The 24,557-nt window shown below is 70.9% G+C and carries 30 protein-coding genes and 1 other RNA gene; 16 read left to right on the top strand and 15 right to left on the bottom strand.

Annotated features, from left to right (window positions below):
• Positions 1–6 precede the first annotated feature (6 nt).
• Positions 7–696 carry an SDR family NAD(P)-dependent oxidoreductase gene (locus OF850_RS16635; RefSeq protein WP_301591444.1) on the bottom strand — a complete coding sequence of 230 codons (690 nt, stop codon included), beginning with the start codon at positions 694–696 and terminating at the stop codon, positions 7–9.
• A 92-nt stretch (positions 697–788) separates the two neighbouring features.
• Here OF850_RS16635 and dctP point away from each other — a divergent pair, with 92 nt between their 5' ends.
• Genes dctP through OF850_RS16610 form a run of 5 tightly spaced genes read left to right on the top strand, consistent with a single transcriptional unit; the run spans position 789 to position 6,241 of the window.
• Positions 789–1,820, top strand: a complete 1,032-nt coding sequence (gene dctP / locus OF850_RS16630) for a TRAP transporter substrate-binding protein DctP (RefSeq protein WP_301591443.1) — start codon at positions 789–791, stop codon at positions 1,818–1,820.
• Positions 1,820–2,329 (top strand): TRAP transporter small permease, encoded by a 510-nt coding sequence (locus OF850_RS16625; RefSeq protein WP_301591442.1) that lies wholly within the window; start codon positions 1,820–1,822, stop codon positions 2,327–2,329. The genes dctP and OF850_RS16625 overlap by 1 nt, the downstream gene beginning before the upstream one ends.
• Positions 2,326–3,612 carry a TRAP transporter large permease gene (locus tag OF850_RS16620; RefSeq protein ID WP_301591441.1) on the top strand — a complete coding sequence of 429 codons (1,287 nt, stop codon included), beginning with the start codon at positions 2,326–2,328 and terminating at the stop codon, positions 3,610–3,612. The genes OF850_RS16625 and OF850_RS16620 overlap by 4 nt, the downstream gene beginning before the upstream one ends.
• Positions 3,609–4,040, top strand: a complete 432-nt coding sequence (locus OF850_RS16615) for a GAF domain-containing protein (protein WP_301591440.1) — start codon at positions 3,609–3,611, stop codon at positions 4,038–4,040. The genes OF850_RS16620 and OF850_RS16615 overlap by 4 nt, the downstream gene beginning before the upstream one ends.
• A 38-nt stretch (positions 4,041–4,078) precedes the next feature.
• A complete protein-coding gene (locus OF850_RS16610) occupies positions 4,079–6,241 on the top strand; it encodes an acetate--CoA ligase family protein (protein ID WP_301591439.1) in 2,163 nt (720 codons plus the stop codon).
• On the opposite strand, the gene OF850_RS16605 is transcribed toward OF850_RS16610, so the two are convergent.
• The 3 genes from OF850_RS16605 to OF850_RS16595 are packed head-to-tail and all read right to left on the bottom strand — an operon-like array spanning position 6,173 to position 8,302.
• Positions 6,173–6,877 (bottom strand): sulfite exporter TauE/SafE family protein, encoded by a 705-nt coding sequence (locus OF850_RS16605; RefSeq protein WP_301591438.1) that lies wholly within the window; start codon positions 6,875–6,877, stop codon positions 6,173–6,175. The two genes, OF850_RS16610 and OF850_RS16605, sit on opposite strands and share 69 nt — an antisense overlap.
• Positions 6,878–6,931: 54 nt before the next feature.
• Positions 6,932–7,852, bottom strand: coding sequence for a class I fructose-bisphosphate aldolase (locus tag OF850_RS16600; RefSeq protein ID WP_301591437.1), 921 nt, complete (start codon positions 7,850–7,852; stop codon positions 6,932–6,934).
• Positions 7,853–7,888: 36 nt separating this feature from the next.
• A complete protein-coding gene (locus OF850_RS16595; RefSeq protein ID WP_301591436.1) occupies positions 7,889–8,302 on the bottom strand; it encodes a hypothetical protein in 414 nt (137 codons plus the stop codon).
• Between the two features lie 28 nt (positions 8,303–8,330).
• On the opposite strand from OF850_RS16595, the gene OF850_RS16590 reads away from it, so the two are divergent.
• The 5 genes from OF850_RS16590 to OF850_RS16575 all read left to right on the top strand — a co-directional run bounded on the left by OF850_RS16590 (position 8,331) and on the right by OF850_RS16575 (position 10,486).
• Positions 8,331–8,552 carry a hypothetical protein gene (locus OF850_RS16590; protein ID WP_301591435.1) on the top strand — a complete coding sequence of 74 codons (222 nt, stop codon included), beginning with the start codon at positions 8,331–8,333 and terminating at the stop codon, positions 8,550–8,552.
• A gap of 2 nt (positions 8,553–8,554) precedes the next feature.
• Positions 8,555–8,917 carry a cell division protein ZapA gene (locus tag OF850_RS16585; protein WP_301591434.1) on the top strand — a complete coding sequence of 121 codons (363 nt, stop codon included), beginning with the start codon at positions 8,555–8,557 and terminating at the stop codon, positions 8,915–8,917.
• A gap of 42 nt (positions 8,918–8,959) precedes the next feature.
• Positions 8,960–9,117, top strand: a non-coding RNA gene (gene ssrS, locus OF850_RS23895) — 6S RNA.
• A 17-nt stretch (positions 9,118–9,134) separates the two neighbouring features.
• On the top strand, positions 9,135–9,677 hold the full coding sequence (locus tag OF850_RS16580) for a 5-formyltetrahydrofolate cyclo-ligase (protein ID WP_301591433.1): 543 nt from the start codon (positions 9,135–9,137) through the stop codon (positions 9,675–9,677).
• Positions 9,674–10,486 (top strand): TIGR00282 family metallophosphoesterase, encoded by an 813-nt coding sequence (locus OF850_RS16575; protein WP_301591432.1) that lies wholly within the window; start codon positions 9,674–9,676, stop codon positions 10,484–10,486. The genes OF850_RS16580 and OF850_RS16575 overlap by 4 nt, the downstream gene beginning before the upstream one ends.
• Before the next feature lie 4 nt (positions 10,487–10,490).
• Here the strand turns inward: OF850_RS16575 and OF850_RS16570 are convergent, their stop codons facing one another.
• A complete protein-coding gene (locus OF850_RS16570) occupies positions 10,491–10,685 on the bottom strand; it encodes a DUF2842 domain-containing protein (protein ID WP_301591431.1) in 195 nt (64 codons plus the stop codon).
• Between the two features lie 155 nt (positions 10,686–10,840).
• Here OF850_RS16570 and OF850_RS16565 point away from each other — a divergent pair, with 155 nt between their 5' ends.
• Positions 10,841–11,365, top strand: coding sequence for an adenine phosphoribosyltransferase (locus OF850_RS16565; protein ID WP_301591430.1), 525 nt, complete (start codon positions 10,841–10,843; stop codon positions 11,363–11,365).
• Between the two features lie 6 nt (positions 11,366–11,371).
• Positions 11,372–13,402, top strand: a complete 2,031-nt coding sequence (locus OF850_RS16560; RefSeq protein WP_301591429.1) for an ATP-binding protein — start codon at positions 11,372–11,374, stop codon at positions 13,400–13,402.
• 6 nt (positions 13,403–13,408) lie between these two features.
• Here OF850_RS16560 and OF850_RS16555 read toward each other — a convergent pair whose 3' ends face one another.
• From OF850_RS16555 to OF850_RS16525, 7 genes are all read right to left on the bottom strand, one after another.
• Positions 13,409–13,777, bottom strand: a complete 369-nt coding sequence (locus tag OF850_RS16555) for a MerR family transcriptional regulator (RefSeq protein ID WP_301591428.1) — start codon at positions 13,775–13,777, stop codon at positions 13,409–13,411.
• Positions 13,774–14,088, bottom strand: a complete 315-nt coding sequence (locus tag OF850_RS16550; RefSeq protein WP_301591427.1) for an integration host factor subunit alpha — start codon at positions 14,086–14,088, stop codon at positions 13,774–13,776. The genes OF850_RS16555 and OF850_RS16550 overlap by 4 nt, the downstream gene beginning before the upstream one ends.
• Before the next feature lie 75 nt (positions 14,089–14,163).
• Positions 14,164–15,129, bottom strand: coding sequence for a beta-ketoacyl-ACP synthase III (locus OF850_RS16545; protein WP_302474422.1), 966 nt, complete (start codon positions 15,127–15,129; stop codon positions 14,164–14,166).
• 3 nt (positions 15,130–15,132) lie between these two features.
• Complete coding sequence (gene plsX, locus OF850_RS16540) at positions 15,133–16,182, bottom strand: phosphate acyltransferase PlsX (RefSeq protein WP_301591426.1); 1,050 nt, start codon at positions 16,180–16,182, stop codon at positions 15,133–15,135.
• A gap of 37 nt (positions 16,183–16,219) precedes the next feature.
• The gene (rpmF, locus tag OF850_RS16535; RefSeq protein ID WP_207540122.1) at positions 16,220–16,420 is read right to left on the bottom strand and encodes a 50S ribosomal protein L32; all 201 of its coding nucleotides are present in this window, start codon (positions 16,418–16,420) and stop codon (positions 16,220–16,222) included.
• A gap of 114 nt (positions 16,421–16,534) precedes the next feature.
• On the bottom strand, positions 16,535–17,029 hold the full coding sequence (locus tag OF850_RS16530) for a YceD family protein (RefSeq protein ID WP_301591425.1): 495 nt from the start codon (positions 17,027–17,029) through the stop codon (positions 16,535–16,537).
• Complete coding sequence (locus OF850_RS16525) at positions 17,026–17,556, bottom strand: ubiquinol-cytochrome C chaperone family protein (RefSeq protein ID WP_301591424.1); 531 nt, start codon at positions 17,554–17,556, stop codon at positions 17,026–17,028. Before OF850_RS16525 ends, OF850_RS16530 begins: the two co-directional genes overlap by 4 nt.
• A 61-nt stretch (positions 17,557–17,617) precedes the next feature.
• Between OF850_RS16525 and OF850_RS16520 the strand changes: the two genes are divergently transcribed.
• The 3 genes from OF850_RS16520 (at position 17,618) to argF (ending at position 20,461) form a co-directional block, all read left to right on the top strand.
• The gene (locus OF850_RS16520; RefSeq protein ID WP_301591423.1) at positions 17,618–18,181 is read left to right on the top strand and encodes an outer membrane protein assembly factor BamE; all 564 of its coding nucleotides are present in this window, start codon (positions 17,618–17,620) and stop codon (positions 18,179–18,181) included.
• 130 nt (positions 18,182–18,311) lie between these two features.
• The gene (locus OF850_RS16515; RefSeq protein WP_301591533.1) at positions 18,312–19,514 is read left to right on the top strand and encodes an aspartate aminotransferase family protein; all 1,203 of its coding nucleotides are present in this window, start codon (positions 18,312–18,314) and stop codon (positions 19,512–19,514) included.
• Positions 19,511–20,461: an ornithine carbamoyltransferase gene (argF, locus tag OF850_RS16510; protein WP_301591422.1), complete on the top strand. Its 951-nt coding sequence runs from the start codon at positions 19,511–19,513 to the stop codon at positions 20,459–20,461. Before OF850_RS16515 ends, argF begins: the two co-directional genes overlap by 4 nt.
• 25 nt (positions 20,462–20,486) lie before the next feature.
• Here argF and OF850_RS16505 read toward each other — a convergent pair whose 3' ends face one another.
• Positions 20,487–21,455 (bottom strand): tripartite tricarboxylate transporter substrate binding protein, encoded by a 969-nt coding sequence (locus tag OF850_RS16505; protein WP_301591421.1) that lies wholly within the window; start codon positions 21,453–21,455, stop codon positions 20,487–20,489.
• Between the two features lie 75 nt (positions 21,456–21,530).
• Positions 21,531–22,514 carry a tripartite tricarboxylate transporter substrate binding protein gene (locus OF850_RS16500; protein ID WP_301591420.1) on the bottom strand — a complete coding sequence of 328 codons (984 nt, stop codon included), beginning with the start codon at positions 22,512–22,514 and terminating at the stop codon, positions 21,531–21,533.
• Between the two features lie 160 nt (positions 22,515–22,674).
• Between OF850_RS16500 and lpdA the strand changes: the two genes are divergently transcribed.
• Positions 22,675–24,066, top strand: a complete 1,392-nt coding sequence (lpdA, locus tag OF850_RS16495; RefSeq protein WP_301591419.1) for a dihydrolipoyl dehydrogenase — start codon at positions 22,675–22,677, stop codon at positions 24,064–24,066.
• A gap of 30 nt (positions 24,067–24,096) precedes the next feature.
• On the opposite strand, the gene OF850_RS16490 is transcribed toward lpdA, so the two are convergent.
• Positions 24,097–24,408 carry a putative quinol monooxygenase gene (locus OF850_RS16490; RefSeq protein WP_301591418.1) on the bottom strand — a complete coding sequence of 104 codons (312 nt, stop codon included), beginning with the start codon at positions 24,406–24,408 and terminating at the stop codon, positions 24,097–24,099.
• Between the last annotated feature and the right edge of the window lie 149 nt (positions 24,409–24,557).

Here is a 24,557-nt window from a genome sequence, read left to right as displayed (position 1 = left end):
CCGCGCTCAGGCCATCAGCCCCGCCCCGGCATAGCCGCCATCCACGGCCAGGGCGTGGCCGTTCACGTAGCCCGCGCGCTCCCCATCCAGCAGAAACAGCGCCGCCTCCGCCACCTCCTCCGGCGTGCCGTAGCGGCCGAGGGGAATGCGCGAGGTCCAACCCGCGCGGGTCGCGGCGTCGTGCAGGTCGCGTACCATGGGCGATTCGATCGGGCCCGGGCAGATGCAGTTCACCCGGATACCGCGCGGCGCGAGGTCGATGGCCATCACCTGCGCCATGTTGACCACCGCCGCCTTGCTGGCCCCGTAGGCGATGCGCCCCACCGACCCGCGCAGGCCGGAAACGGAGGAGATGAGCACCATCGCCCCACCCGGGGCCATGACGCGCGCAGCGGCGCGGGCCGCAAGGAAGGTCCCGGAAACGTTCACGTCCAGCACGTGGCGAAACGTGGCGGCGTCCGCCTCGGGCATCGGCGTGTGGGCGCTGATGCCGGCGCAGGTGACGAGGCCGCGCAGGTCGCTCAGGCCGCCGATCCAGGCCTCCATCGCCACCTCGTCCGTCACGTCCAGCGCGGTGATCCCCTCGCCCGGGCTGCGGTCCGCCCCGGCGACGACCCATCCCGCATCGCGCGCCCGGGCCGCCAGGGCGGCGCCCAGCCCCGAGGCCGCGCCCGTGATCGCCAGCGTGCCCGTCATGGCCATTCCTCCCCGGCTTGCGCGGTGGGTTTCCCGCGTCGCATGGTGTGAGGGCAAGCGCGGCGCCGCAAGCCGCCCGGAGGAACCGCCCCATGTCCCTGAACGCCACGCGCCGCGCCATGCTGCTGGGCGGCCTCGCCACGCCCTTCGTCGCGGCGGCACAGCCGGCCTACAAGTCGGAGTACAAGCTCTCCGTGGTCGGCAACCGCCCCATTCCCTTCGCCGAGGGCGCCTTCCAGTGGGCGGAGCTGGTGACGCAGCGCTCGGAGGGGCGGATCAACGTGCGTGTCTATCCCGGCTCGCAGCTGGTGGGCGGGGACCAGACGCGCGAGCTGCTGGCGATGCGCCAGGGCATCATCGACATGTGCGTGTTCAGCACCATCAACATCGCCCCCCAGGTGCGCGAGGCGGGGATCTTCCAGCTTCCCTTCCTGATGCCCGATCATCGCGCCTTCGACGCGCTGATCAACGGCGAGGTCGGGCGCGACCTTTCCGCCATCATGGACCGGCGCGACGTCACCGCCCTGGCCTTCGGCGAGAACGGGTTCCGCGAGATCAGCAACAGCAAGCGCACCATCCGCGCCCCCGCCGACCTGCGCGGGCTGAAGATCCGTTTCGCCGCCGGCGCCATCTTCAACGACATCTACAACGCCCTCGGCGCCAACCCCCTGCAGATGTCCTTCGCCGACCTCCAGCCCGCCCTTTCGACGGGCGCGGTGGACGGACAGGAAAACCCGGTAAACCTGTTCCTGGGCTTCCGCATGGACACGCTGGCCCAGAAGCACATGACCATCTGGAACTACGTGAACGACGCGCTGATCTTCGGCATCAGCAAGTCGGTGATGGCCAGCTTCACCCCACAGGACCGCGAGCTGATGCGCGAATGCGCGGTGGAGGCGGCGCGGCGCAACATCGCGCTGGCGCGCCAGGGCCTGGGCATCCCCGGCACCGACGACAGCGCCCTGCAGGAGCTCCGGCGCCGCGGCGTCGAGGTGACGGTGCTGAGCGCTGACGAGAAGCGCGCCTTCGCCCAGGCGCTGCGCCCGGTCTTCGACCGCTGGAGCCAGACCGTCGGCGCCGAGCTGACCCGCAAGGCCGAGGCCGCGATCCGCGCCGTCTCCTGATGGCGGCGGAGTTCGACCCCGGCTTCACCCCGCCCGAGCCGCGCACCCGCATCCCGCTGACGCTGGAGCGGGTGCTGCTGGCCGGGTGCATGGCGGCGATGGCGCTGATCACCTTCGCCAACGTGGCGACACGCTACCTGTCGAACATCTCGCTCGCCTTCACCGAGGAGTATTCGGTCGCGCTCATGGTGGGGGTGGCGCTGACCGGCACGGCGCTCGCCACCGCCGCGGGGCGGCACATCCGCATCGGCTATTTCGTGGACAAGCTGCCGCCCCGCCCCCGGCGCGGCGCGGAGATCGCCGCCATGGCGCTGCTGCTCGTCTGCTTCGGCATCATCGCCTGGTACGGCGCGTGGATGACCTATGACGAGTGGGATTTCGAGGCGCTTTCCGCCGGGCTGGGCCATCCGCAATGGCTCTACACGGTGTGGCTGCCGGTGCTGTCGCTGCTGGTGATGGCGCGGGCCCTGGGTCGCATGATCCGCCTGGCGCGCGGAGAGGATGGGTGATCGGCACCGTCCTTTTTCTCGCCTTCGGGGTGATGCTGCTGGGCGGCGTGCCAATCGGCGTGGCGCTCGGCCTCGCAGGGGCGCTGGCGATCACCCTGGCGGGTCAGTCCATCATGGCCATGCCCACCAACGTTTATGCCGGCATCGCCAAGTATCCCTTGATCGCCATCCCGATGTTCGTGCTGGTGGGCTGCGTCTTCGACCGGACTGGGGTCGCCCTGCGCCTGGTGCGCTTCGCCAATGCGTTGGTCGGCGCGGGGCGTGGGGCGCTGGCCTCCGTGTCCATTCTTGTCGCCATGGTGATCGGCGGGATTTCCGGCTCCGGTCCCGCCACGGCGGCGGCCGTGGGCAAGGTGGTGACGGACGGCATGGTGAAGGACGGCTATCCGCGCCCATTCATCGCCGCCACGGTGGGCGCGGCTGCGGCGACGGACATCCTGATCCCGCCCTCCATCGCCTTCATCGTCTATGCGGTGATGGTACCGGGCGTGTCGGTCCCTGCCATCTTCCTGGCCGGGATGCTGCCCGGCATCCTCGCCGGCTGCGCGCTGCTCGTGCCCATCCTCCTGATCTCATGGCTGCGCGACTTCGGCGGCAAGAACCCCGAGCGCGGCGGCGCCTCGGTGTGGAAGGCCTTCAAGGACGCCTTCTGGGGGCTGATGGCTCCGGTCGTGATCCTGGGCGGCATGCGGATCGGCGCCTTCACCCCCACCGAGGCCGCGGTCATGGCCGTGTTCTACGGACTCTTCGTCGGCTTCGTCATCTACCGCTCCATGACGCTGCGCGACCTGTGGGAGATGCTGGTGGAGGCGGGCGAGATCTCCGCCATCATCCTCATCATCGTGGCCCTGGCCAGCGTCTTCGCCTGGAGCACGGCGACCCTCGGCATCGTCCAGCCCATCGCCGCGTGGATCGTCGGCCTCGGCCTCGGCGAGTTCGGGACCATCGCGCTGCTGATGCTGGCACTGGTCTTCATCGGCATGTTCCTGGACGGCGTCTCGATCTTCCTGATCCTGCTGCCGGTGCTGATCCCCATCGCCAACGCCTTCAACTGGGACCTCACCTGGTTTGGCGTGCTGCTCACCATGAAGATCGCCATCGGCCAGTTCACGCCGCCCATGGCGGTGAACCTGATGGTGTCCTGCCGCATCGCCCAGGTCTCGATGGAAAGTACCATCCCCTGGGTGCTGTGGCTCATCCTCGCCATGTTCGTCGCGCTGGCGCTGGTGGTGGCGTTTCCGGAGATCGCGCTGTGGCTGCCGCGCGTCGCGGGGGTGCTGTGACCTTCGCGAAGCTGCAGGCCCTCGCCCAGCGCGAGATCGGACACCGCCTGTTCACGGTCATGCGCCACGGCGGCGTATACAACCAGCGCGTCTGGTCCTCGGATCCCGAATCCTACCCGCCCGGGGGCGCCAAGGAGGTGCGCGAAACGGAATGGACGCGCATCCTCCTGCGCGAGGGGCGCCCCTTCATCGGGCGCGACGCCGCCGACATCCGCACGCATTTCCCCGATGCCGAGACGATCCTGGCGCTGGGCTGCGAAAGCGTGCTGAACCTGCCCGTCCTGCACGAGGGGCGCGTTCTCGGCACGGTGAACCTGCTGCATCGCGCCGGCCATTACGGGGAAGCGGAGGCGGAGCGCGGGATGCGTCTTCTCGCCCCGGTCGCGCTACCCTTGCTCCTGGGGGACTTGCCCTCCGGCGGAAGCTGACGCGCAATGCGGCCCAAGCATCCACAGCGGAGGAAACGATGGAAAAGCTGCGTTCGCCGGAAAGCCTGAAGCGCCTTCTCGCGCCGCGTTCGGTGGCGGTGATCGGCGTCTCGGCCGAGCCCACGGGCTTCGGCGCGCGCACGGTCCAGAACATGGCGAATTTCGATGGCCCCGTCTGGTGCGTGAACCCGAAATATGCCGGGCAGGATCTGCACGGGCGCCCCTGCTTCGCCAGCGTGGACGAGCTGCCTTCCGCCCCCGACTCCGCCGTGATCGCCCTGCCGCGCACCGGCGTCCTTCCGGCGGTCGAGGCCCTCGCCAGGAAAGGCGCCGGCGGCGCCGTGATCTACGCTTCCGGCTATGGCGAAACGGACCTGCCCGAGCGTGCCGTGGAGGAGGAGGAACTGCGCGCCCGCGCCCGCGAGCTGGGCCTGCCGCTGCTGGGCGTGAACTGCCTGGGCTTCGTGGACCACGTGCAGCGCTGCGGCGCCACCTTCATGCCGGAATACGCGAAGATGACCGCCCCGGCAGGCGGCGTCGGCGTGGTCAGCCAGTCCGGCGCCATGGGTTATGCGCTGATGCAGGCGGCGGAGCGCGGCTTCGCCATGGCGCACATGCTCACCGCCGGCAACTCGACCGACCTCGACGTGTGCGACCTCGCGGCCTTTCAGCTCGCCATGCCGGAGGTGCGCTCCATCGCGCTGGCCGTCGAAGGGCTGCGCGACGCGCGGCGCCTCCTGGCCCTGGGTGAGATGGCGCGGGCGGCGGGCAAGCCGATCGTCGTGCTGAAGCTGGGCCGCGGCGAGATCGGCGCCCAGGCGGCAATGAGCCACACGGGCTCCCTCGCCGGCTCCACCGCCGCCTGGTCGGCCGGATTCAAGCGGGCCGGGATGCTGGAGGTCGAGGATTTCGACGCGTTGCTGGAAACGGCGGGCTTCCTGGCCAAGGCGCCGCCGCCCAAGGCGCGCGGCGTGGGCATCGTCACCCCCTCTGGCGGGGCAGGCATCATGGCCGCCGACCATGCGGAGTTCGCGGGGCTGGACCTGCCGCAGCCGCGCCCGCACACGGCGGAAACGCTGCGCGCCTCCATCCCGGAGTTCGGCTCGCCCCGGAATCCCTGCGACCTCACGGCGCAGGTGGCAACCAACCCGAAGCTGTTCGAGGACTGCATGGCGGCGATGCTGGAGGACGACCAGTACGCCACCGTCATCTTCCCTGTCGTCTACCACAACCCGGCCACCACGCCGTCCCGCATGAAGACGCTGGACCCGATGGCGGAGCGCTCGGGCAAGCCGATCTGCATCATGTGGATTCCCGAGAGCCTGGAAGGCGCGGGGCCAGAGTCGGTGGACACCGCGCCCCACCTGTCGCTGTTCCGCTCCACGCGGCGCATGATGAACGCGATCCGCCTTTGGCTCGAGTATCACGACCAGAAGGCGGAGGCCGATGCGCCGCGCGTCGCCGCCCCTGCCCTGCCGGGTGGCGAGGCGACGCTGATGGAGGCCGAGGCCAAGGCGCTGTTCCGCGAGGCCGGGCTGCCGGTCGGGGAGGAGCGCTGCGCCGCCGATGCCGAGGGCGCGGTGCGCGCCGCGGAGGCCATCGGCTATCCGGTGGTGCTGAAGCTCGACAGCCCGGACGTCGCGCACAAGACCGAGGTGGGCGGCGTGCAGCTCAACCTCGCCGATGCGGGCACGGTGCGCGACGCCTTTGGCCGCATCATGGAGGGCGCGAAGCGCCACGCGCCGGATGCGCGGGTCGAGGGCGTGCTGGTGCAGCGCATGGAGCGGCGCGGGGTCGAGCTGATCCTCGGCGCGCGGCGCGACCCGCAATTCGGCACCATGCTGCTCGTCGGCCTGGGCGGCGTGCAGGCGGAGCTGTGGAAGGACGTGGCGCTGGACGTCGCCCCCGTCTCGTCGGCGCGGGCGGAGGCGATGCTGCGCGGCCTCAAGTCCTGGCCGCTCTTCGACGGGTTCCGTGGGGCGGCCAAGGTGGACGTGGCCAAGGTGGCCGATGCCATCGCGCGGTTCAGCGCCTTCGCCGCCGCCTGCGGCGACCGGCTGGAGGAGGTGGAGATCAACCCCCTCCTGTGCCGCGACGATGGCTGCGTGGCGGTGGACGGGCTGATGAAGCTGTCAGCCGCGCAGGGCCAGCCAAAGGCCAAGCGCCACGAGGCCGAGCTGGAAGGCGCGACGGAACGCTGATTCCGAAAGCCGGGAGCGCAGCGCCTCGCCGAGGCGCTGCCCCAGCAGGGCAGGCACCACCGCCAGCGCCGACAGGCCGAGCTGTGCCCAGGACAGGCTCCGCCCGCCCAGCAGCAGCGCGCCGAGCGCCAGGGTGGAGACGGTGAAGCTGAGGCCCAGGGCGCGCACGAGGTCGTCGCGCGACAGGCCGCGCGCCTGCAGCCAGGGCACGGCGGGCAGCACGAAGACGCCCGTCGCGGCGGTGACCGCGCCCGTCACCGCGCCGACCGGAAATCCGATCGCCTCGGGCAGGCGCGGCTTCCACGCCGCGAGGCCGAGCAGACCGTAGATCACCAGCAGCACGCCCAGCGCCAGGTCGGCATGGCGCCCGCCAAGGCCGCCCCAAAGGAAGAAGCCCAGCGCCGTCCCCGCCACCACGCCGAGGAACAGGGCGCGGAAGCGCAGGGCGAGGCGCCAGGCCACCGCCGCCGGGCGCATCTGCACGAGGTTGGTGATGAAGGAGGGCAGCAGCAGCATCGCCGCCGCCTCGGGCGCCGGAAAGGCCAGTGTCAGGAGCCCCATGGCGACCGTGGGAAGCCCCAGCCCGATCACGCCCTTGACGAACCCGGCAAGCAGGAAGACCGCGAGAATCAGCATGGCCCCGAGGCTACCCCCGGGGCCATGTGTGGTGCTTCGCGGACGAGCGAAGGATCAGGCGGCCTTGCCCGCGTAGATGTCGATCATGTCGCCCAGCAGCTTCAGCGCATCCTCGCGCGAGCGCTGGAAGGCGTTGCGGCCGACGATGGAGCCGTTGCCGCCGCCGGCATGGATGGCGCGCACCTCGTTCAGCAGCGCGTCGGAGCCCTTGGCCTCGCCGCCCGAGAACACCACGAGGCGACGGCCGTTGAAGCAGGACTTCACCACGTGGGCGAAGCGCGCCGCCGCATCGTCCTCCACCGGGGAGTTCTCGTAGGTCTTCTTCGCGGCGTCGAGCGAGATCGCGGCGGTGGGCGGCTTCACCTTGATGATGTGCGCGCCGATCAGCGCCGCCATGTGCGCGGCATAGGCGCAGATGTCGAGCGCCGTCTCGCCGGTCTTGTCCAGCATCGGGCCGCGCGGATAGGACCACACCACCACGGCGAGGCCGACGGCCTTCGCCTCGGCGGCCAGCTCGCGCAGCTCCTCCATCATCTCGAACTGGTATTCGGAGGAGGGGTAGATGGTGAAGCCGATGGCCGAGCAGCCGAGGCGCAGCGCGTCGGACACGGTCGCGGTCACCGCCTGGTCCTTGGTGGTGGACAGGCTGTTGGAGGAGTTGACCTTCAGGATGGTCGGGATGGAGCCGGCGAAGGTCGCGGCGCCCGCCTCCAGCATGCCGAGCGGCGCGGCATAGGCGTTCAGCCCCGCGTCGATCGCCAGGCGGAAATGGTAGTGCGGGTCATAGGCGTCGGGGTTCGGGGCGAAGGAGCGGGCCGGGCCGTGCTCGAAGCCCTGGTCCACGGGCAGGATGACCATGCGGCCGGTCCCGCGCAGGCGGCCCTCCATCAGGATGCGGGCGATGTTCGCCTTGGTCCCGGGATTGTCGCTCTCGTACCAGGAAAGGATCTGCCTGACCTTGCTCGTCAGCTTCATGGCCCGTGCCCTCGCGCAATTGGTGGTGCGCGGTCCTTAGTCCATCCTGCCCGAAGCGTGAAGGGCAAGGAGGCGGCGCAGGTGCGCACGTCCGGCCGGGCGGTCCAGCGCGATCCGCCCCAGCGCGATGGCCGGGGGCCGCACCGGCAGGATCTCCGCCCCCGCCTCGCGCGCCAGCCGCTCCAGCGCCGGGAAGGCGGAAAGTTCCGGCGCCAGCACCAGGGACCGCGCGCCCAGGCGCAGCGCCTCCAGCGCGAAGCCCGGCGCTTCGCCGCAATCCAGGATTCCCTCGGGCCAATGCTCGCCCAGCAGGGCGCGGAATCCCGCCGCGCCGAGGAAGGCGGCCGCCCCTGCTTCCGACAGGAAACGCAGCTTCGCGCCTGACGCAGCCTCCAGCGCCGCGTCGCGTTCGAGGCGCGAGCGGACGACGACGATCCGCGGTTGACCCATCCCAGGCTGCATGCGAACGCTCCACACCATGGCTGAAGCCCCTTCGTCCAGTTCCGCGCCCAGCGACCCGGCACTCGAGGCCGTCGATCGGCTGGAAACGGCGCTCGAGCGCCTGTTCGACCTGCTGGAAGCGCGCTTCGCGCACCTGGAGGAGGAGCGCGTCCCCCGCAGCGAGGTGGAGGCGCTGTCCCGCCGCCTGGACGAGACCTTGGAGAAGCTGAAGGCGGCGATGGCCGATCAGGGGGAATAGTGATGGGCCAGGTGAATGTGCGCGTGAACGGCTACAACCACACCATCGGCTGCCGCGATGGCGAGGAGGAGCACGTCCGCCAGCTTTGCGCGATGATGGAGGAGAAGGTGCGGATGATCCGCGCCATGGGCGGCCAGTTCAGCGAGGCGCGCATGCTGCTGCACGTCGCGCTGCTGCTGGCCGACGAGGCCTCCGACCTCCGCGCCGACCTCGTGAAGCTCCGCAACGGACAGCCCCTCCCCGCCCCCGCCGCGCCCGTGATCGCGCCGCCTGCCCCGGCGCCGATCGACCCGCAGGTGACCGAGCGCCTCGTCGCCCTGGCGGAGCGCATCGAGACCATGGCGAACCACCTCGGAAAACCCTGAGGCCGGGTTGCGGCAGGCATCGCGGACGCCTAACTGATGAGGGCGAGGCTGCCCGGTGCGTCTGGCACAGACATCCCCAGGGCCAATACGCAACTCCCGGGAACTGGCGCTGGCCGGGCCGTGGTCCGGCTATCTGGTGCCCACCTGCTTATGGCAGGCCTTGGGAGGATGCAGTCGCCGACGGCCAGGGTGGCTTCGCACCCCCCTCTTTCCCCCGATGAGTGAGGCTGCCAAGGCCGCCCTGCGGCGTCTGGTGCTGTCGCGCCGCGACCCGCCGCCCGGCGCCGCGGAGGCGCTGGCCGCCCACGTGCTGCGCGACTGTCCGCCGCCCCCTGGCGCCGTCATCGGCGGGTTCTGGCCGATGGGGACCGAGATCGACATCCGGCCCCTGCTCCTCGCACTGCACGGGCGCGGCCACCTGCTGGCCCTGCCCTTCACCCCGCCACGCGGCCGCCCGCTCGAGTTCCGCGCCTGGGCGCCGGGCGACGCGCTGGCCCCCGGGCCGATGGGCACCTCCCATCCCGCCACGGCGGAAGGGCGGGAGCCGGACTGGCTGCTCGTCCCGCTGCTGGCCTTTGACCGGCGCGGCGGGCGCCTCGGCTATGGCGGCGGGTATTACGACCGCACCCTGGCGCTGATGCCGCGCGCCTTCCGCCTGGGCGTTGCCTGTTTGGCGCAGGAGGTGGAAGAGGTCCCGATGGAGCCGCACGACATCCCCCTGCACGCCATCGCTACGGAGCAAGGCCTCCTGCGCGTATGAGGATCCTGTTTCTGGGCGACGTGGTCGGCCGTTCCGGCCGCGACGCGGTGGTGACGCACCTGCCGGGGCTGCGCGAAAGGCTGGGCGCGGAGCTCGTGGTGGTGAACGGCGAGAACGCCTCGCACGGCTTCGGCCTTTCGCCCGACATGGCGCGCGCCTTCCTGGCGGCGGGGGCGGATGTCATCACCCTGGGCAACCACGCCTGGGACCGGCGCGAGATCATCCCCTATCTGGAGGAGCAGCCGCGCGTCATCCGCGCGCTGAACTTCCCCCCCGGCACGCCGGGCCGCGGCGCGGTCGAGGTCGCGGTCGGCGACGGGCGCCGCGCCCTGGTGATGCAGGTGATGGGACGGCTGTTCATGGACCCGCTGGACGACCCGTTCCGCACCGTCCAGTCCGAGCTGGCGAAGCACCGGCTGGGCGTGACGATCCAGGCTGCCATCCTCGACATCCATGCCGAGGCGACGAGCGAGAAGCAGGCCATGGCGCATTCCTTCGACGGGATGCTGAGCCTCGTCGTCGGCACGCACACCCACGTGCCGACCGCCGACCACCGCATCCTGCCCGGCGGCACCGCCTTTCAGACCGATGCGGGGATGTGCGGCGACTATGACAGCGTGATCGGGATGCAGAAGGGCGGCGCCGCGCTGCGCTTCTGGCGCAAGATGCCCGGCGAGCGCCTGGCGCCCGCCGAGGGCGAGGCGACCCTGTGTGGGTTGTTCGTGGAGACGGAGGATTCGACCGGGCTCGCGCGCCGCGTTTCCGCGCTGCGCATGGGCGGTGGGCTGGAGGCGGCGCTGCCCGCGTGACGGCTCAGCCGTTCTTGCGCGCCGCCCAGAACATCAGCCACTTCGCCGGCCAGGCCCAGAGGATCCCCACCGCCGCGTAATAGACGAATTGCAGCGTCCAGTGACGATGCACCACGAAATCGCCCAGCGCCACGACAACGCCGACATAGGCGAGGAAGCCAAGGACGCCGAGAAGGAAGGCAAGGGGAACCCGGGACATGCACGCGACATGGACCGCCCTTGCCGCCTTGCCAAGCCCGAACCGTGGATGCTGGACGCGCCGCGCCGGCCCGACCTATCCTTCGCGGGGCGCGCTGCCCTTCGACGCCCCGACGCGGCGCCTCCGCGCAACAATCCGCCAGCCAGACGAGATCAATGACTGAAGCCGAACTGAAGAGCCACATCCGCGGCATCCCGGACTTTCCGAAGCCCGGCATCCTCTTCTACGACATCTCCACCCTGCTGCGGCATGGTCCCGCCTGGAAGGAAGCCACCTCGCAGCTCGCGGAGCGGGTTGCCGCGCACAAGCCGGATGTGCTGGCAGGCATCGAGAGCCGCGGCTTCCTGCTGGCGGCGCCCATGGCCCTCGCGCTCGGCCTCGGCTTCGTCATGCTGCGGAAGCGGGGCAAGCTGCCCGGCGGTACGGTCGGGCTGGATTACAACCTGGAATACGGCACCGACCGCATCGAGATCCAGGAGGACGCGGTTCAGCCGGGCCAGCGTGTCGTCCTGCTCGACGACCTGCTCGCGACGGGCGGCACCATGGCGGCGGGCGTCGCGCTGCTGCGCAAGGTGGGCGCGGTCGTCCCGGCCACGGCCGTCATGATCGAACTCACCTTCCTGAAGGGCCGCGAGCGGCTGGACCTGCCGGTCGAAGCGCTGGTCGCCTACGACGATTAGGGTGCGATGACCTCCTCCCTCCCCGGGCCGTCCGACCCGCCCCGCCTGACGCGGGATGCGGGCGGGAACGCGCTGCTCGAAGGGTGTGACGGGGCGATCGCCGCGGCGGGGCTGAATGGGGTGCTGGCCCTCGCCATCGCCGCGGCGCCGACGGGGATCACGGTGGCGGACCCTTCCCTGCCGGATTGCCCGCTGGTCTTCGTGAACCCGGCCTTCAGCCGCATCACCGGCTACGCGGCCGACGAGGTGCTGGGCCGCAATTGCCGCTTCCTCCAGGGCGCGGGAACGGAGCGCGAGGCCCTGCTGCAGCTGCGCCGCGCCATCGCGGAGCGCAAGCCGGTGACGGTGGAGCTCACCAACCACCGCAAGGATGGGCGTCGCTTCGTCAACGAGCTTCGCATGGCCCCCGTGCTGGCGCCGGATGGGCGGCTGGTCGCCTTTGTCGGCATCCAGCACGACATCTCGGCCCGCCGCCGCGCCGAGCGCAGCGCCCTGAAGGCCCGCCGCGCGGCGGAGCGCGCAAGCCAGGAAAAGAGCGACTTCCTCGCCTTCGTGTCGCACGAGGTCCGCACACCGCTGCACGGCGCCATGGGCACCCTCGCGCTGCTGCTCGACACGCCGCTGGACGCGGAGCAGCACGCCTATGTGGAAACTGCGCGCCGCTGCGGCCAGTCCATGCTGCGCACGGTGAACGAGTTGCTGGACCTGTCGCGCATCGAGGCGGGCAAGCTGGAACTCACCCAGGCCGCCTTCAACCTCGGCGAGGTGGTGGGCGAGGTGCTGGACTTGCTGGCCCCTGCCGCGGCGGAGAAGGGGCTGCAGCTTTCGGCGAGCCTCGACCACCTCCTGCCCGGGCAGATGGTCGGCGACGCCGGGCGCATCCGGCAGGTCCTGCTCAACCTCGTCGACAATGCGGTGAAGTTCACTCATCGCGGCTCGGTGGAGATCCGCATCGCCGCCTTGCCGGACGGGCATGTGGGCTTCGCGGTCACCGATACGGGCATCGGCATTCCGCCCCGGCTGCGCGCCACGCTGTTCCGGCGCTTCAGCCAGGGCGACCCGGCTTCGGAGGAATCGGGCTCGGGGCTTGGCCTCGCCATCTGCCGACGTCTGGTGGCGCTGATGGGCGGGCAGATCGCGGTGGATTCCGCGCCCGGGAAAGGCTCCACCTTCTTCTTCGACCTGCCGCTGCCCGCCGTGCCGGAGAGTGTGCCGCCGCCCGTGCGCCTCACCCCCACCCCGCCGGCCCCGGCCGCGTCCCGCCGTCGCGGGCGCATCCTGCTCGCCGAGGACGGCAAGGCGAACCAGATGGTCGCCGCCGCCATCCTGCGTAAAGAGGGCTACACGGTGGAGCTGGCGCGCGACGGGGCCGAGGCGCTGGCAGCGGCGGAATCGGCGGATTTCGACCTCGTCCTGATGGATCTGCGGATGCCGATGATGGACGGCATCACGGCGGCCAAGGCCATCCGCGCGATTCGCGGCCCGCGCGCCCGCGTCCCCATCCTCGCCATGACGGCGAGCGTGATGCCGGGCGACGAGGATCGCTGCGCCAAGGCGGGAATGGACGGCCACCTCCCCAAGCCGGTGGACCGGGCGAGCCTCCTCGCCGCCGTCGCCAAGTTCGTGAGCGGCAAGCCACGCCAGGAAGCGGCGCCGGCCCCGGCCGAGCCGTCCCCCGCCCCGCCTCTTCTCGACCGGGAAACGCTGGAGGAGCTGCGCGCCGCCGTGGGGCCGGGCCGCCTGCCGCGCCTCGTGGCCCTGTTCATCGAGGAAAGCCGCAACCGGGCCCAGCGCATGCAGAGCCAGCGCGACCCGCGCGCGCTGGAGGACGAGGCGCATGCGCTGAAGGCCGCCGCCGCCACCTTCGGCGCAGTGGCCCTGCGCGATGCCGCGCGCGCGCTGGAGGAAGCCTGCCGCATCGCGCCGCGCGAGGAGCTTTCGATCCGTGCCGCGGAGTTCCTGCCGCTGGTGGAACGCACCGCCCTCGCCTTTCCCGGGCAGCGCTCCTCGGTGCCGCCCCGGCGCGCGGAGCGCTGAGGCGCCTCAGGCGTCCCGGCGACTGAGCCGGCGCAGCGCCACGGCGATGGCTTCCAGCTCCTCCATCAGCGCCCCTTCCCCGCTTTCGCTCGCGGGGGGCGCCTCGGACTCATCGAGGACGCGCTGCACGCCCTTGATGGTGTAGCCCTGGGTGTAGAGCAGGTCGGCAATCCGGCGCAGCAGCGCCAGGTCCTCGGGCCGGTAGTAGCGCCGGCCGCCTCCGCGCTTCAGCGGCTGCAGCCGCGAGAACTTGGTTTCCCAGAAGCGCAGCACGTGTTGCGGGACGTTCAGCTCCTCCGCCGCCTCGCTGATCGTGCGGAAGGCGCCGGCCGCCTTGCGGGGCCGGGTACGCTCAAGCGGCTCGGCGTGGCTCATGCCGGCACGGGCTCCGCCGCGATGGGCTCGTCGTTGATGCGGGCGCGCAGCTGCTGCGATGGGCGGAAGGTCAGGACACGACGGGGGGAGATCGGCACCTCCTCCCCGGTCTTGGGGTTGCGGCCGATGCGCTGCCCCTTGGAGCGAACGGCAAAGGTGCCGAAGCCGGTGATCTTCACCGCATCCCCGGCCTCCAGGGAGCGGGACATGGCCTCCAGCACCGATTCCAACAGCAAGGCGGACTCGCTGCGCGACAGCCCGACCTGGGCGAAGATCGCTTCCGCGAGGCCGGAACGGGTCAGGGTTTCCATCGAATCCTGCAAGGCTCGGACGCAGCAGGAAAGCCGGGAAAACCGGCCCGCGTCAACGGCTTCGCGGATCACGTTTCAAAAGCGCGCCAGCGCGGCGCCCCAGGTCAGCCCGCCACCGATCGCCTCCAGCAGCACGAGGTCGCCCTCGCGGATGCGGCCCTCCCGCCAGGCCTCGTCCAGGGCGAGCGGAATGGAGGCGGCGGAGGTGTTGGCGTGGCGGTCCACCGTGACCACCACGCGGTCCTTCGGCAGGCCGAGCTTGCGGCCCATCGCGTCGATGATGCGGATATTGGCCTGGTGCGGGACCAGGAGCTGGACGTCGTCGCGGGACAGCCCGTTCGCGTCCAGCGCCTCGTCCACCGCGGAGGCCAACTTGGTGACGGCGTGCTTGAACACCTCGCGCCCCGCCATGCGCAGCAGGCCCGTGCCGCCGGTGGAGCCGGCACCGCCCTCGACATGGAGAATGTCGGCGTGGCGGCCATCGGAATGGAGGTGGGTCGAGAGGATGCCGCGCTCGCCTTCCTCGGCGCGCAGCACCACCGCGCCGGCCCCGTCGCCGAACAGCACGCAGGACGCGCGGTCGCTCCAGTCGATGATGCGCGAATACACCTCCGCCCCGATCACCAAGGCGCAGCGCGCCTGGCCCGAGCGAATCATCGCGTCCGCGAGGGAAAGGGCATAGACGAAGCCGGTGCAGGCGGCCGAGACGTCGAAGCCGAAGCCGTGCGTCATGCCGAGAAGCGCCTGGACGCGCACCGCCGTGGCGGGAAAGGCGCTGTCCGGCGTCGCGGTGGCCAGCACCAGCACGTCCACCTCATCCGCCGTGACGCCGGCCGATTCCAGGGCCCGCCGCGCGGCTTCCGCAGCGAGGGTGGAGCAGGTGTCGCCCGGCCCCGCGAGGTGGCGCTGCCGGATGCCCGAGCGCTCGCGGATCCACTCGTCGCTGGTGTCCAGGTTGAAGCGCTCCGCCAGCTCGTCATTGGTGACGATGGTGGGCGGCAGGTATCCCCCGCAGCCGATGATCGCGGAACGCAGCGCCATGGGTCAGTCCTGGGTGACGGGAGAGGCCGCGAGGCGGGACAGGCTGTCGCGGATGGTCTGGGTGAAGCCGTGGGTCACCATGTCCATGGCGACGTCCACCGCATGGGCGAAGCCGGTGGCGTCGGTGCCGCCATGCGACTTCACCACCACGCCGTTCAGCCCAAGCAGGATGGCGCCATTGTAGCGGCGCGGGTCCATCCATTCGCGCAGCCGCTCCAGCGCGGGGCGCGCCAGCAGGTAGCCGGCGCGGGCCGGGATGGAGGAGGTGAAGACCTGGCGTAAGAGGTCGCGCATCAGCTTCAGCGCGCCCTCGCCGGTCTTGAGGGCGACATTGCCGGTGAAGCCGTCCGTCACCACCACGTCCACCGTGCCGGCAGCGATGTCGTGCCCCTCGACGAAGCCATGGAAGGCGAGGCCGGGCTGGGCGCGCAGCGTTTCCGCCGCCTCGCGCACGCGGTCGTCGCCCTTCAGCTCCTCCGAGCCGACGTTCAGCAGGCCCAGCGTGGGCGCGGGCAGGCCGAGCACGGCGCGGGCGAAGGCGTCGCCCATGATGGCGAACTCGATCAGGTTGCGCGCGTCGCACTGCACGTTGGCGCCGAGGTCCAGCATCACCACGTCGCCGCGCGCGGAAGGGGTGATGGCGGCCAGCGCCGGCCGGCTGATCTCCGGCATGGTCTTGATGACGATCTTGGCCAGCGCCATCAGCGCGCCGGTATTGCCGGACGAGACCACGGCCGCCGCCTCGCCCTGCGCCACGGCGTCGATCGCGATGCGCATGGAGGAGTCGCGGATCCGCAGGGCCTGGGTCGGCTTCATGTCGCCGGGAACGGCTTGCGGCGCGTGGCGCAGCACGCAAAGCCGGGCCGCGCGCGGCCGGGTGGCGAGCAGGGCGGAAAGACGCGCCTCGTCGCCCACCACCAGAAAGGAGGCGCCGGGGTGGCGCTCGGCCGCGAGCTCGAGCCCGTCCAGAACGGCCTCGGGCGCGTTGTCGCCGCCCATCGCGTCCACCGCGAGGGAGAAACGCCGCAGATTTCCGTCGGCGGGAGCCGTCATGTTCACGCCAGGATGGCCCCGCGCCGTTCCGTCGCCGTCAGAGGCGGACCACACCCTTCACGGACTCGGCCGCGACGACTTCCTTGCCGTCATAGTGGCCGCAGGACGCGCAGACATGGTGGGGGCGCTTCAGCTCGCCGCAGTTGGAGCACTCCATGCCCGACTCCTTCGGCAGGGCGTGGTGCGAGCGGCGCATGCCCATGCGGGAGGGCGAAACCTTCTTCTTGGGGACGGCCATGGCGGCTGCCTTTCAACTCGTTCGAAATGGGGGCGGATGCCCATGCGGGAACCACCGCGGCATGCGCCCCGGCAGGAAGCGGGGCGGATAGCACCGCCCCGCCCGCCGCACAACCTATTGCGGCTTCCTGAGCCTCGACAGCGCTGCAAAGGGGCCATGCGCGGCGTCGCCAACCCCCTCCTCCGGAAGCTCCGCGCCGGGCGCGCGGGGATAGGGATCGAGGGCCAGGGAAAGCTGCTGGGCCAGGGTCTCGCCCAGGTCCACGACACCGTCCTCGCTCGGGATGTCGTCGGGGTCCTCGTCCTCGTCCGAAGGCTCAACCCCGTCCGGGAGGAGGCGCCAGGCGAAGCCTTCCTCCACCCGTGCCTGGAGCGGCGCGAGGGAAACGACGCATTCCTGCTCCACCTCGGCCCGGATCGTGCCCAACACGGCGATGCGCCCGCCCGATTCCGGCGCGAGGCGGAGCTCCCCCTCCATGGAATGGATGGCGAGCAGGCCGAAGCGGCGCGCCAGCGCCTCACGCTGCGCGGCATCGGGGACGAGGCGCAGGCTGAGGCCGGTGGAGGGCACGTTGGCGAGGACAAGGGGGTGATGGAATTCCGCGCTCATGGAAAGCGCGCCTCCCCGCGCGCGAAGCCTTCGATGGGCTGGGTGGCGAGGTGCGCGGCGACGGCGGCGGCGTGGCGGGCCAGGGCCTCGGGCGCGCCGGGCGGCGGTTCCGCCTTCACCCAGGCGTTGCGGGCTAGGGACGCGGCCAGGGCCGCCTCGTCCCCCGCCTCAAGCGCCGCGTCATAGGCGGTGGCGCGGCCATGGAAGCCTTCCCAGAGCATCTTTACCCGCTTGCCCACGGCCAGGTCGCTGATCCCCATCTCCCGCAGGTTCACGTCCATGTCGGCGAACATGGCATCGAACACCGCCTGGGCGAGGCGGTCCGTCCGCTCCGTCGCCTCGGCCCGGATGCGGCGGATCAGCAGGCCGGTGTGCAGGCAGACCATCTCGAACCGGCCGGCGGCGGTGTCGGGCACGCCGATCCCGGCATACAACCCGGGCGCCCGCGCCGCGGCCACGGCGGCGCCGTAGAGAAGGAAACCCTCCCGCTCGAAGGGAGGGCGGCGGAACAAGGAGGCGAAGCCCATGGCAGCGTCCAGCAAGCCCGCGCGATTGACCGCGCGGCCGGTGTCTCGGTAAGTCCCGCACATGGCGCGCGCACCCCTCACCGTCAACATTCGCCTCCTGGCAGCCCTGCTCGCCGGGGGGACGCTCGCGGGCTGCGCCTACCTGCCGCCCTTGCCCGAGCGCCCGCGCGAGGTCTTCTCGACCCCGATCATCCCGCGCGGCCATGCCGTGCCGGAGGAGGCGCTGGCCCAGGTGACGCCGGGCGTCTCCACCCGCCAGGACGTGCAGGCGGCGCTGGGCTCGCCCAGCCACACCTCCACCTTCACCGACAATTCCTGGTACTACATCAGCAGCGCCAGCCAGTTGCGGCCGGGCCGCACCCTCGCCATCCGCAACCAGCAGGTGGTCGCGGTGGATTTCGCGGAGAACGGCACCGTCAGGGATGTCCGCCGCCTGGGCGAGCAGGATATGCGCTCGGTGGATGTCGTGTCGCGCGAGACGCCGACGCCGGGCAACGAGCGGACCCTGCTCCAGGCCCTGTTCGGCAATATCGGCCGCTTCGGCGCGACGCCGGGCGGGCTGAGCGGCTCCGGCGGCGGCACCACGGCCGGCGTCGGCGTGCCGACCCCGGGCATGATGCGCTGATCCTCGCAGCCCGGCGCCGGGCGCATGGCAGTTCCGCCTTGCGCCGGGCCGGATTTCGGGCATCCTGGCGGCTTCCCCCGCGCGCAGCCGCGCCCGGGGCTGATCGCGCATGAACAAGGAGCGCAGCCACGTGATCCCCGCCCTGATGCCCACCTACAACCGTGCCGACCTCGCCTTTGAGCGGGGCGAAGGCGCCTGGATGTGGACGGTGGACGGGCGACGATTCCTGGATTTCGGCTCCGGCATCGCCACCAGCAGCATCGGCCACGGCCACCCGCACCTCGTGAAGGCCATCGCCGAGCAGGCGGCGAAGGTGATGCACGTCTCCAACCTCTACCGCGTGCCGCAGGCCGAGGAACTGGCCCGGCGCCACGTGGAGGCGTCCTTCGCGGACTCGGTGTTCTTCTGCAACTCGGGCGCCGAGGCCAATGAAGGCATGGTCAAGGCGGTGCGGAAGTACCACGCCGAGAACGGCCAGCCCGAGCGCTTCCGCATGATCTGCTTCGAGGGCGCCTTCCACGGCCGCACCCTCGCCATGCTGGCCGCCACGGGCAACGAGAAGTACCTCGCGGGCTTCGGCCCGCCGGTTCAGGGCTTCGACCACGTGCCCTTCGGCAACATGAATGCCGTCCGCGACGCGATCACGCCGGAAACGGCGGGCATCATGATCGAGCCCATCCAGGGCGAGGGCGGCGTCCGCCCGGCCGAGCTCCGCTTCCTGCGGGAGTTGCGCGCGGTGTGCGACGAGTTCGGCCTGCTGCTGGCGCTGGACGAGGTGCAGACCGGCATGGGCCGCTCCGGCAAGCTCTGGGCGCATCAATGGGCCGGGATCGAGCCCGACGTGATGTCGGCGGCCAAGGGCATCGGCGGCGGCTTCCCGCTCGGCGCCATCCTGGCGAAGGAGAAGGTGGCGCAGCACCTGAAGCCCGGCACCCATGGCACGACCTATGGCGGCGGCCCGCTGGCCTGCACCGCCGGCAATGCCGTGCTGGACGTGGTGCTCGCCCCCGGCTTCCTCGATCAGGTGGACCGCGTCGCGCGCCATTTGTGGCGCGGCTTCGAGGTCCTGGCCGAGCGCCATCCGACGGTGGCGGAAGGCGTGCGCGGCGCGGGGCTGCTGATCGGCCTCCAGCTTCGCCCCGGCATCGCCAACACGGAGATGCAGGCCGCCTGCGTGGCCGAGGGGCTGCTGACCGTGGCCGCAGGCCAGAACGTGCTGCGCGTTGCCCCTCCCCTCATCATCACGGAGGCGGAAGTCGACCAGGCGCTGGAAATGCTGGACCGCGCTTGCCGCCGCATGACGCCCTCCGCCTCGCAGGAGGCGGCGAAGTGAGCGCAGCCTTGAAGACGGTCGAGACCGGAGGTGGCGCGCCGCGCCACTTCCTTGAATTGATGGACCTGGACGGGCCGACCCTCCGCCACATGCTGGAACTCGGCAAGCGTGCGAAGCGCGGCGAGATCAGCGGCAAGCCGCTGGCGGGCAAGACCGTCGCCATGATCTTCGAGCTGCCCTCCACCCGCACCCGCGTCTCCTTCGAGGTCGGGATCCGGCAGCTGGGCGGCGAGCCGCTGGTGCTGACCGCCAAGGAGATCCAGCTGAAGCGCGGCGAAAGCGTGAAGGACACGGCGCGCGTCCTGTCGCGCTACGTGGACGCGATCATGCTCCGCACCTCGGACGTGTCCAACATCCGGGAACTGGCCGAGCACGCCACCATCCCGGTGATCAACGGCCTCACCAACATCTCCCACCCCTGCCAGCTGATGGCGGACGTGATGACCTTCGAGGAGCATCGCGGCCCCATCGCCGGGCAGGTCGTGGCCTGGACCGGCGACGGCAACAACGTGGCGCAGAGCTTCATCCAGGCCGCGGCGCGCTTCGACTTCACGCTGCGCATCGCCACGCCGGAGATGCTGCGCCCGCCCGCGGAGCTCCTGGCCTGGGCGAAGCGCGAGGGCGCGCGGATCGAGCTGACCGGCGACCCGGCCGCCGCCGTGCGCGACGCCCGCGCCGTGGTGACCGATTGCTGGATCTCGATGAGCGACGAGAAGACGGCGGAGGGGCAGAACCGCCACAACCTCCTCGCCCCCTACCAGCTCAATTCCGCCCTGCTGCGCCATGCGGCGCCGGATGCCATCGTGATGCATTGCCTGCCCGCCCATCGCGGGGAGGAGATCACGGACGAGGTCATGGACGGCCCGCAGAGCGTGGTGTTCGACGAGGCGGAGAACCGCCTGCACGCGCAGAAGGGCATCCTGCTCTGGGCGATGGGACTGGCCTGACGGCCAGCCCCGCCTCTGCGGCGCCTCAGTCGATGCTGAGGTTCAGGCGCCGCACCATTTCCTGCTCGTAAATCACCCGTTCCCGCGCGAAGGCCAGGTATTCCGCGGGGCCGAGATATTCGCGCGGCATCTCCCACCGGGTCATGATCGCCTGGGAGGTCTCGTCCTCCATGGCTTTCTTGAACAGCCGGTGCAGCCGGTCGACGATCTCGGGGTCCAAGCCCTTGGGACCGGCGATGCCATAGGGGCTGGTCACGCTCATGCCGTAGCCCAGCTCGCGCAGGGTCGGCGCATTCGGCGCGCTGCCGAGGCGCGTGGGCGTCCAGGCGGACAGGAGGCGGAAATCCCCGTTCTCCACCTGCGGGCGCCACGCCTGGGCGTCGCTGATCATGTCGATCTGCCGGCCCAGCAGCGCCGTCACCCCCTCCTGCGCGCCGCGCATCGGGATGTGCTCCATCCGCGCGCCCTCCCGCGCCAAGATCTCCTCCTTGGCGATGTGGTTGGTGGTCGCGATACCCGAGGTGGAATATGTCAGCCGCCCCGGATTGGCCTTGGCGTGGGCGATGAGCTCCTGCCAGGTGCGGAACGGGCTGTCGGCCCGCACCACCGTGCCGAACACGAAACCCGTCAGCTGCATGATGTAGGAAAAGTCGTTCACCGGGTCCCAGGTCTGCGCCCGCGTCAGGTAGGGGTGGCGCAGGATGGACAGGTGGTGATGCGCCAGGGTGTAGCCGTCCGGCCGCGCCTGCTGGATCAGGAAGATCGCGGCGCGGGTGCCGCGGGCGCCTGGCATGTTCTCGATCACCACCGGCTGGCCGGTGTCCTTGTGGATCACCTCGAACATCGCGCGGTGCAGCGCGTCCAGGCTGCCACCGGGCGGCCAGGGGATCAGGAAGCGGATAGGCCGGTTGGGGTAGCGCGCCTGGCCGAAGGCCGGCGTGGCCAGCGGCGCGGCGGCGAGCGCGCCCAGCAGCGCGCGGCGTCTCGTGGTCATGCTCATGAAACCTCCCTGTATGCGCCCGGCCTTTCCGGCCGTGGCGCTTTCACCCTGCCTCGTCCCGCCTGATGGCTACTCCATCTTGATGCCGAGGCGGTTCACCATGTCGCGCTCCCAGGCGGCGCGGCGGACGATGAAGTCCTGGTATTCCTCGGTGCTGAGATAGACCAGCGGCATGTCGAACTGGTTCCGGACGCGCGTGTTCTCCTCGCTCATCAGCGCCGTGCGGAACGTGTCGTGCAGCACCTTCACGATGCCCGGATCCATGCGCGGCGGGCCGCTGATGCCGTAGTTGCTGGTCACGACGATGTCGTGGCCCAGCTCTTTCAGCGTCGGCACGTCGGGGAAGCGTGGGGCGCGCTCCGCGCTCCAGACGGACAGCAGGCGCATGGAGCCCGCCTCCACCTGCGGCGCCCAGGCCGAGCTGTCGGCCACCATGTGGACCTGCCCGCCCAGCGCCGCCGTGACCCCCTCGTTGGAGCCGCGGAACGGCACGTGCAGGAACTCCACCCCTTCCCGCAGCGCGAGGTCTTCCATGGCGAGGTGGTTGGTGGTGGCGATGCCGGAGGTCGAGTAGGTGACCCGGCCCGGATTGGCCTTCGCGTAGGTGATCATGTCGCGATAGGTGCGGAACGGGCTGTTGGCCGGCACCGCCATGCCGAAGAGCCAGCCGGTCAGGCCGATGATGTTGGTGAAGTCGGTCGTCGTGTCCCACTGCGGCCGGCTGACCAGGAAGGGGCGCCGCACGACGGAAAGGTGCATCTGCCCCAGCGTGTAGCCATCCGGCCGCGCCTCGCGCGCGAGGTGGATGGCGTGCAGCGTGCCGCCGGCGCCGGGCCGGTTCTCGATCACCACGGGCTGGCCCAGGGCGCGGCCGGCCAATTCGCCGAGCGAGCGGAGCTGCGCGTCAGCGGAGCCGCCGGGGGGCCAGGGGACGATCAGGCGGATCGGACGCTCGGGAAAGCGGGACTGGCCCAGAGCGGGCAACGAAAGCGTGGAAGCACCACCGACCACACCCAGGGTCGCGAGGGCGGAGCGGCGCGTCAGCCGTGACATGGACAAAACCTCCGTAGAATCTTCCCGGCGCATCTTGCGGCGCCGTCATCTCCCGATTTGGCCACGGACCGGCCGCGCTTGCCAAGCGGTTTCGGGCCGGCGCGATTGGCGCGATTCCCGGCATGGGCTAAGAGCCGTGGGCCCACGCGTGAGGAATTCCATGTCCGACAGTTTCGACGTCATCGTCATCGGCGCCGGCCCCGGCGGCTATGTCTGCGCCATCCGCGCCGCGCAGCTCGGCATGAAGGTGGCCTGCGTGGAGAAGCGCGCGACGCTGGGCGGCACCTGCCTCAATGTCGGCTGCATCCCTTCCAAAGCGCTGCTCCAATCCTCCGAGCATTTCGAGGAGGCGAAGCACAAGCTGGCCGACCATGGCGTGCAGGTCGGCTCCGTGGGGCTGGACCTCGCGCGGATGCAGGCCCGCAAGGGTGAGGTCGTGTCCTCCAACGTCAAGGGCATCGAGTTCCTGTTCCGCAAGCACAAGGTGACCTGGCTGAAGGGCGAGGGGCGGATCACGGCGCCGGGCAAGGTCGCCGTGAATGGCGAGGAATACGCGGCCAAGCACATCGTCATCGCCACGGGCAGCGAGAGCATCCCCCTCCCCGGCGTCGAGGTGGACGAGAAGCGCGTCGTCACCTCGACCGGCGGGCTGGAACTGGAGGAGGTGCCCGGGCACCTCGTCGTGATCGGCGGCGGCTATATCGGACTGGAGCTGGGCAGCGTATGGCGCCGCCTGGGCGCCGAGGTGACGGTGGTGGAGTTCCTGGACCGCCTCGTCCCCGGCATGGATGGCGAGGTCGGCAAGGCCTTCGAGCGCATCCTGGGCAAGCAGGGCATGAAGTTCCGCCTCAAGACCAAGGTGACCGGGGCGGCGGTCGGTGATTCCGGGGTCGACCTCACGCTGGAGCCGGCGGCGGGCGGCGAGGCGGAAACGCTGCGCTGCGACGTGGTGCTGCTGGCCATCGGCCGCCGCCCCTATGTCGAGAGCCTGGGCCTGAAGGAAGCCGGCGTCGAGCTGGATGAGCGCGGCCGCGTCAAGACCGACGGGCACTTCGCCACCAATGTCCCCGGCATCTGGGCCATCGGCGACGTGATCGTGGGCCCGATGCTGGCCCACAAGGCGGAAGAGGAGGGCGTGGCCCTCGCCGAACAGCTGGCCGGGCAGCAGCCCCACGTGAATTACGGCGCCATCCCCGGCGTCGTGTACACCTGGCCCGAGGTCGCTTCGGTCGGCGAGACGGAGGAGCAGCTGAAGGCGCGCGGCCAGGGCTACCGCGCCGGCAAGTTCCCTTTCACCGCCAATGGCCGCGCCCGCGCCATGGGCGACACGGACGGCTTCGTGAAGCTGCTGGCCGACGACAAGACCGACCGGCTCCTGGGCGCCCACATCATCGGGCCGGATGCCGGCACGCTGATCGCGGAGCTGGCGCTGGCCATCGAGTTCGGCGCAAGCGCCGAGGACGTGGCCCGCACCAGCCACGCCCACCCCTCGCTGAGCGAGGCGGTGAAGGAAGCGGCGCTGGCCGTGGACGGGCGCCCGCTGCACATCTGAGCGGCGCGGGGCTTCGGCCCCCGCTCCCCGTCAGCCCGCCGAGCTCAGGATGTGGATGACGCGGCTCGCGATCATCTCGCGGGTGCGAGCGGCGTAGGCGGCCATGTGCGGAGCCGCCGAATGAGCCTTCAGCGCCTCCGGGCTTTCCCACTTCTCGATCACGACGAAGCTGTCGGGACCGAAGGGGGTCTGCACCTTGCCGAAGCCCTCGGCATCCACGGCGGGGGCGTACTCGATGCAGCCATTCTCGGCATGGACGGCGGGCATGTTGGCGCGGAACTCCGTGAGCACGGCGTCGCGCATGCCTGGCTTGGCGGTGATGATGGCCAGAACGTGAATCATGGTTTCCCCCTTGTCGTGGAAGGGGAAGCCTGGGAGACCTGTGCGCGGGAGTGTCTCGGCGCGGCATTCTGACGTGCGGGCCGTGGTCTTCCCTTCGGCGTCGCTCGCAGCACGCGGGCTCCTGCTTCGCCGCTCACACCGGCTGGAGA

It is taken from the genome of Sabulicella glaciei (genome assembly GCF_026183895.1).
In the GTDB taxonomy this organism is placed as follows: Bacteria; Pseudomonadota; Alphaproteobacteria; order Acetobacterales; family Acetobacteraceae; genus Roseococcus; species Roseococcus glaciei.
Note: the sequence above shows the minus strand (reverse complement) of the source record. Positions and strands in the feature narration are given on the sequence as shown.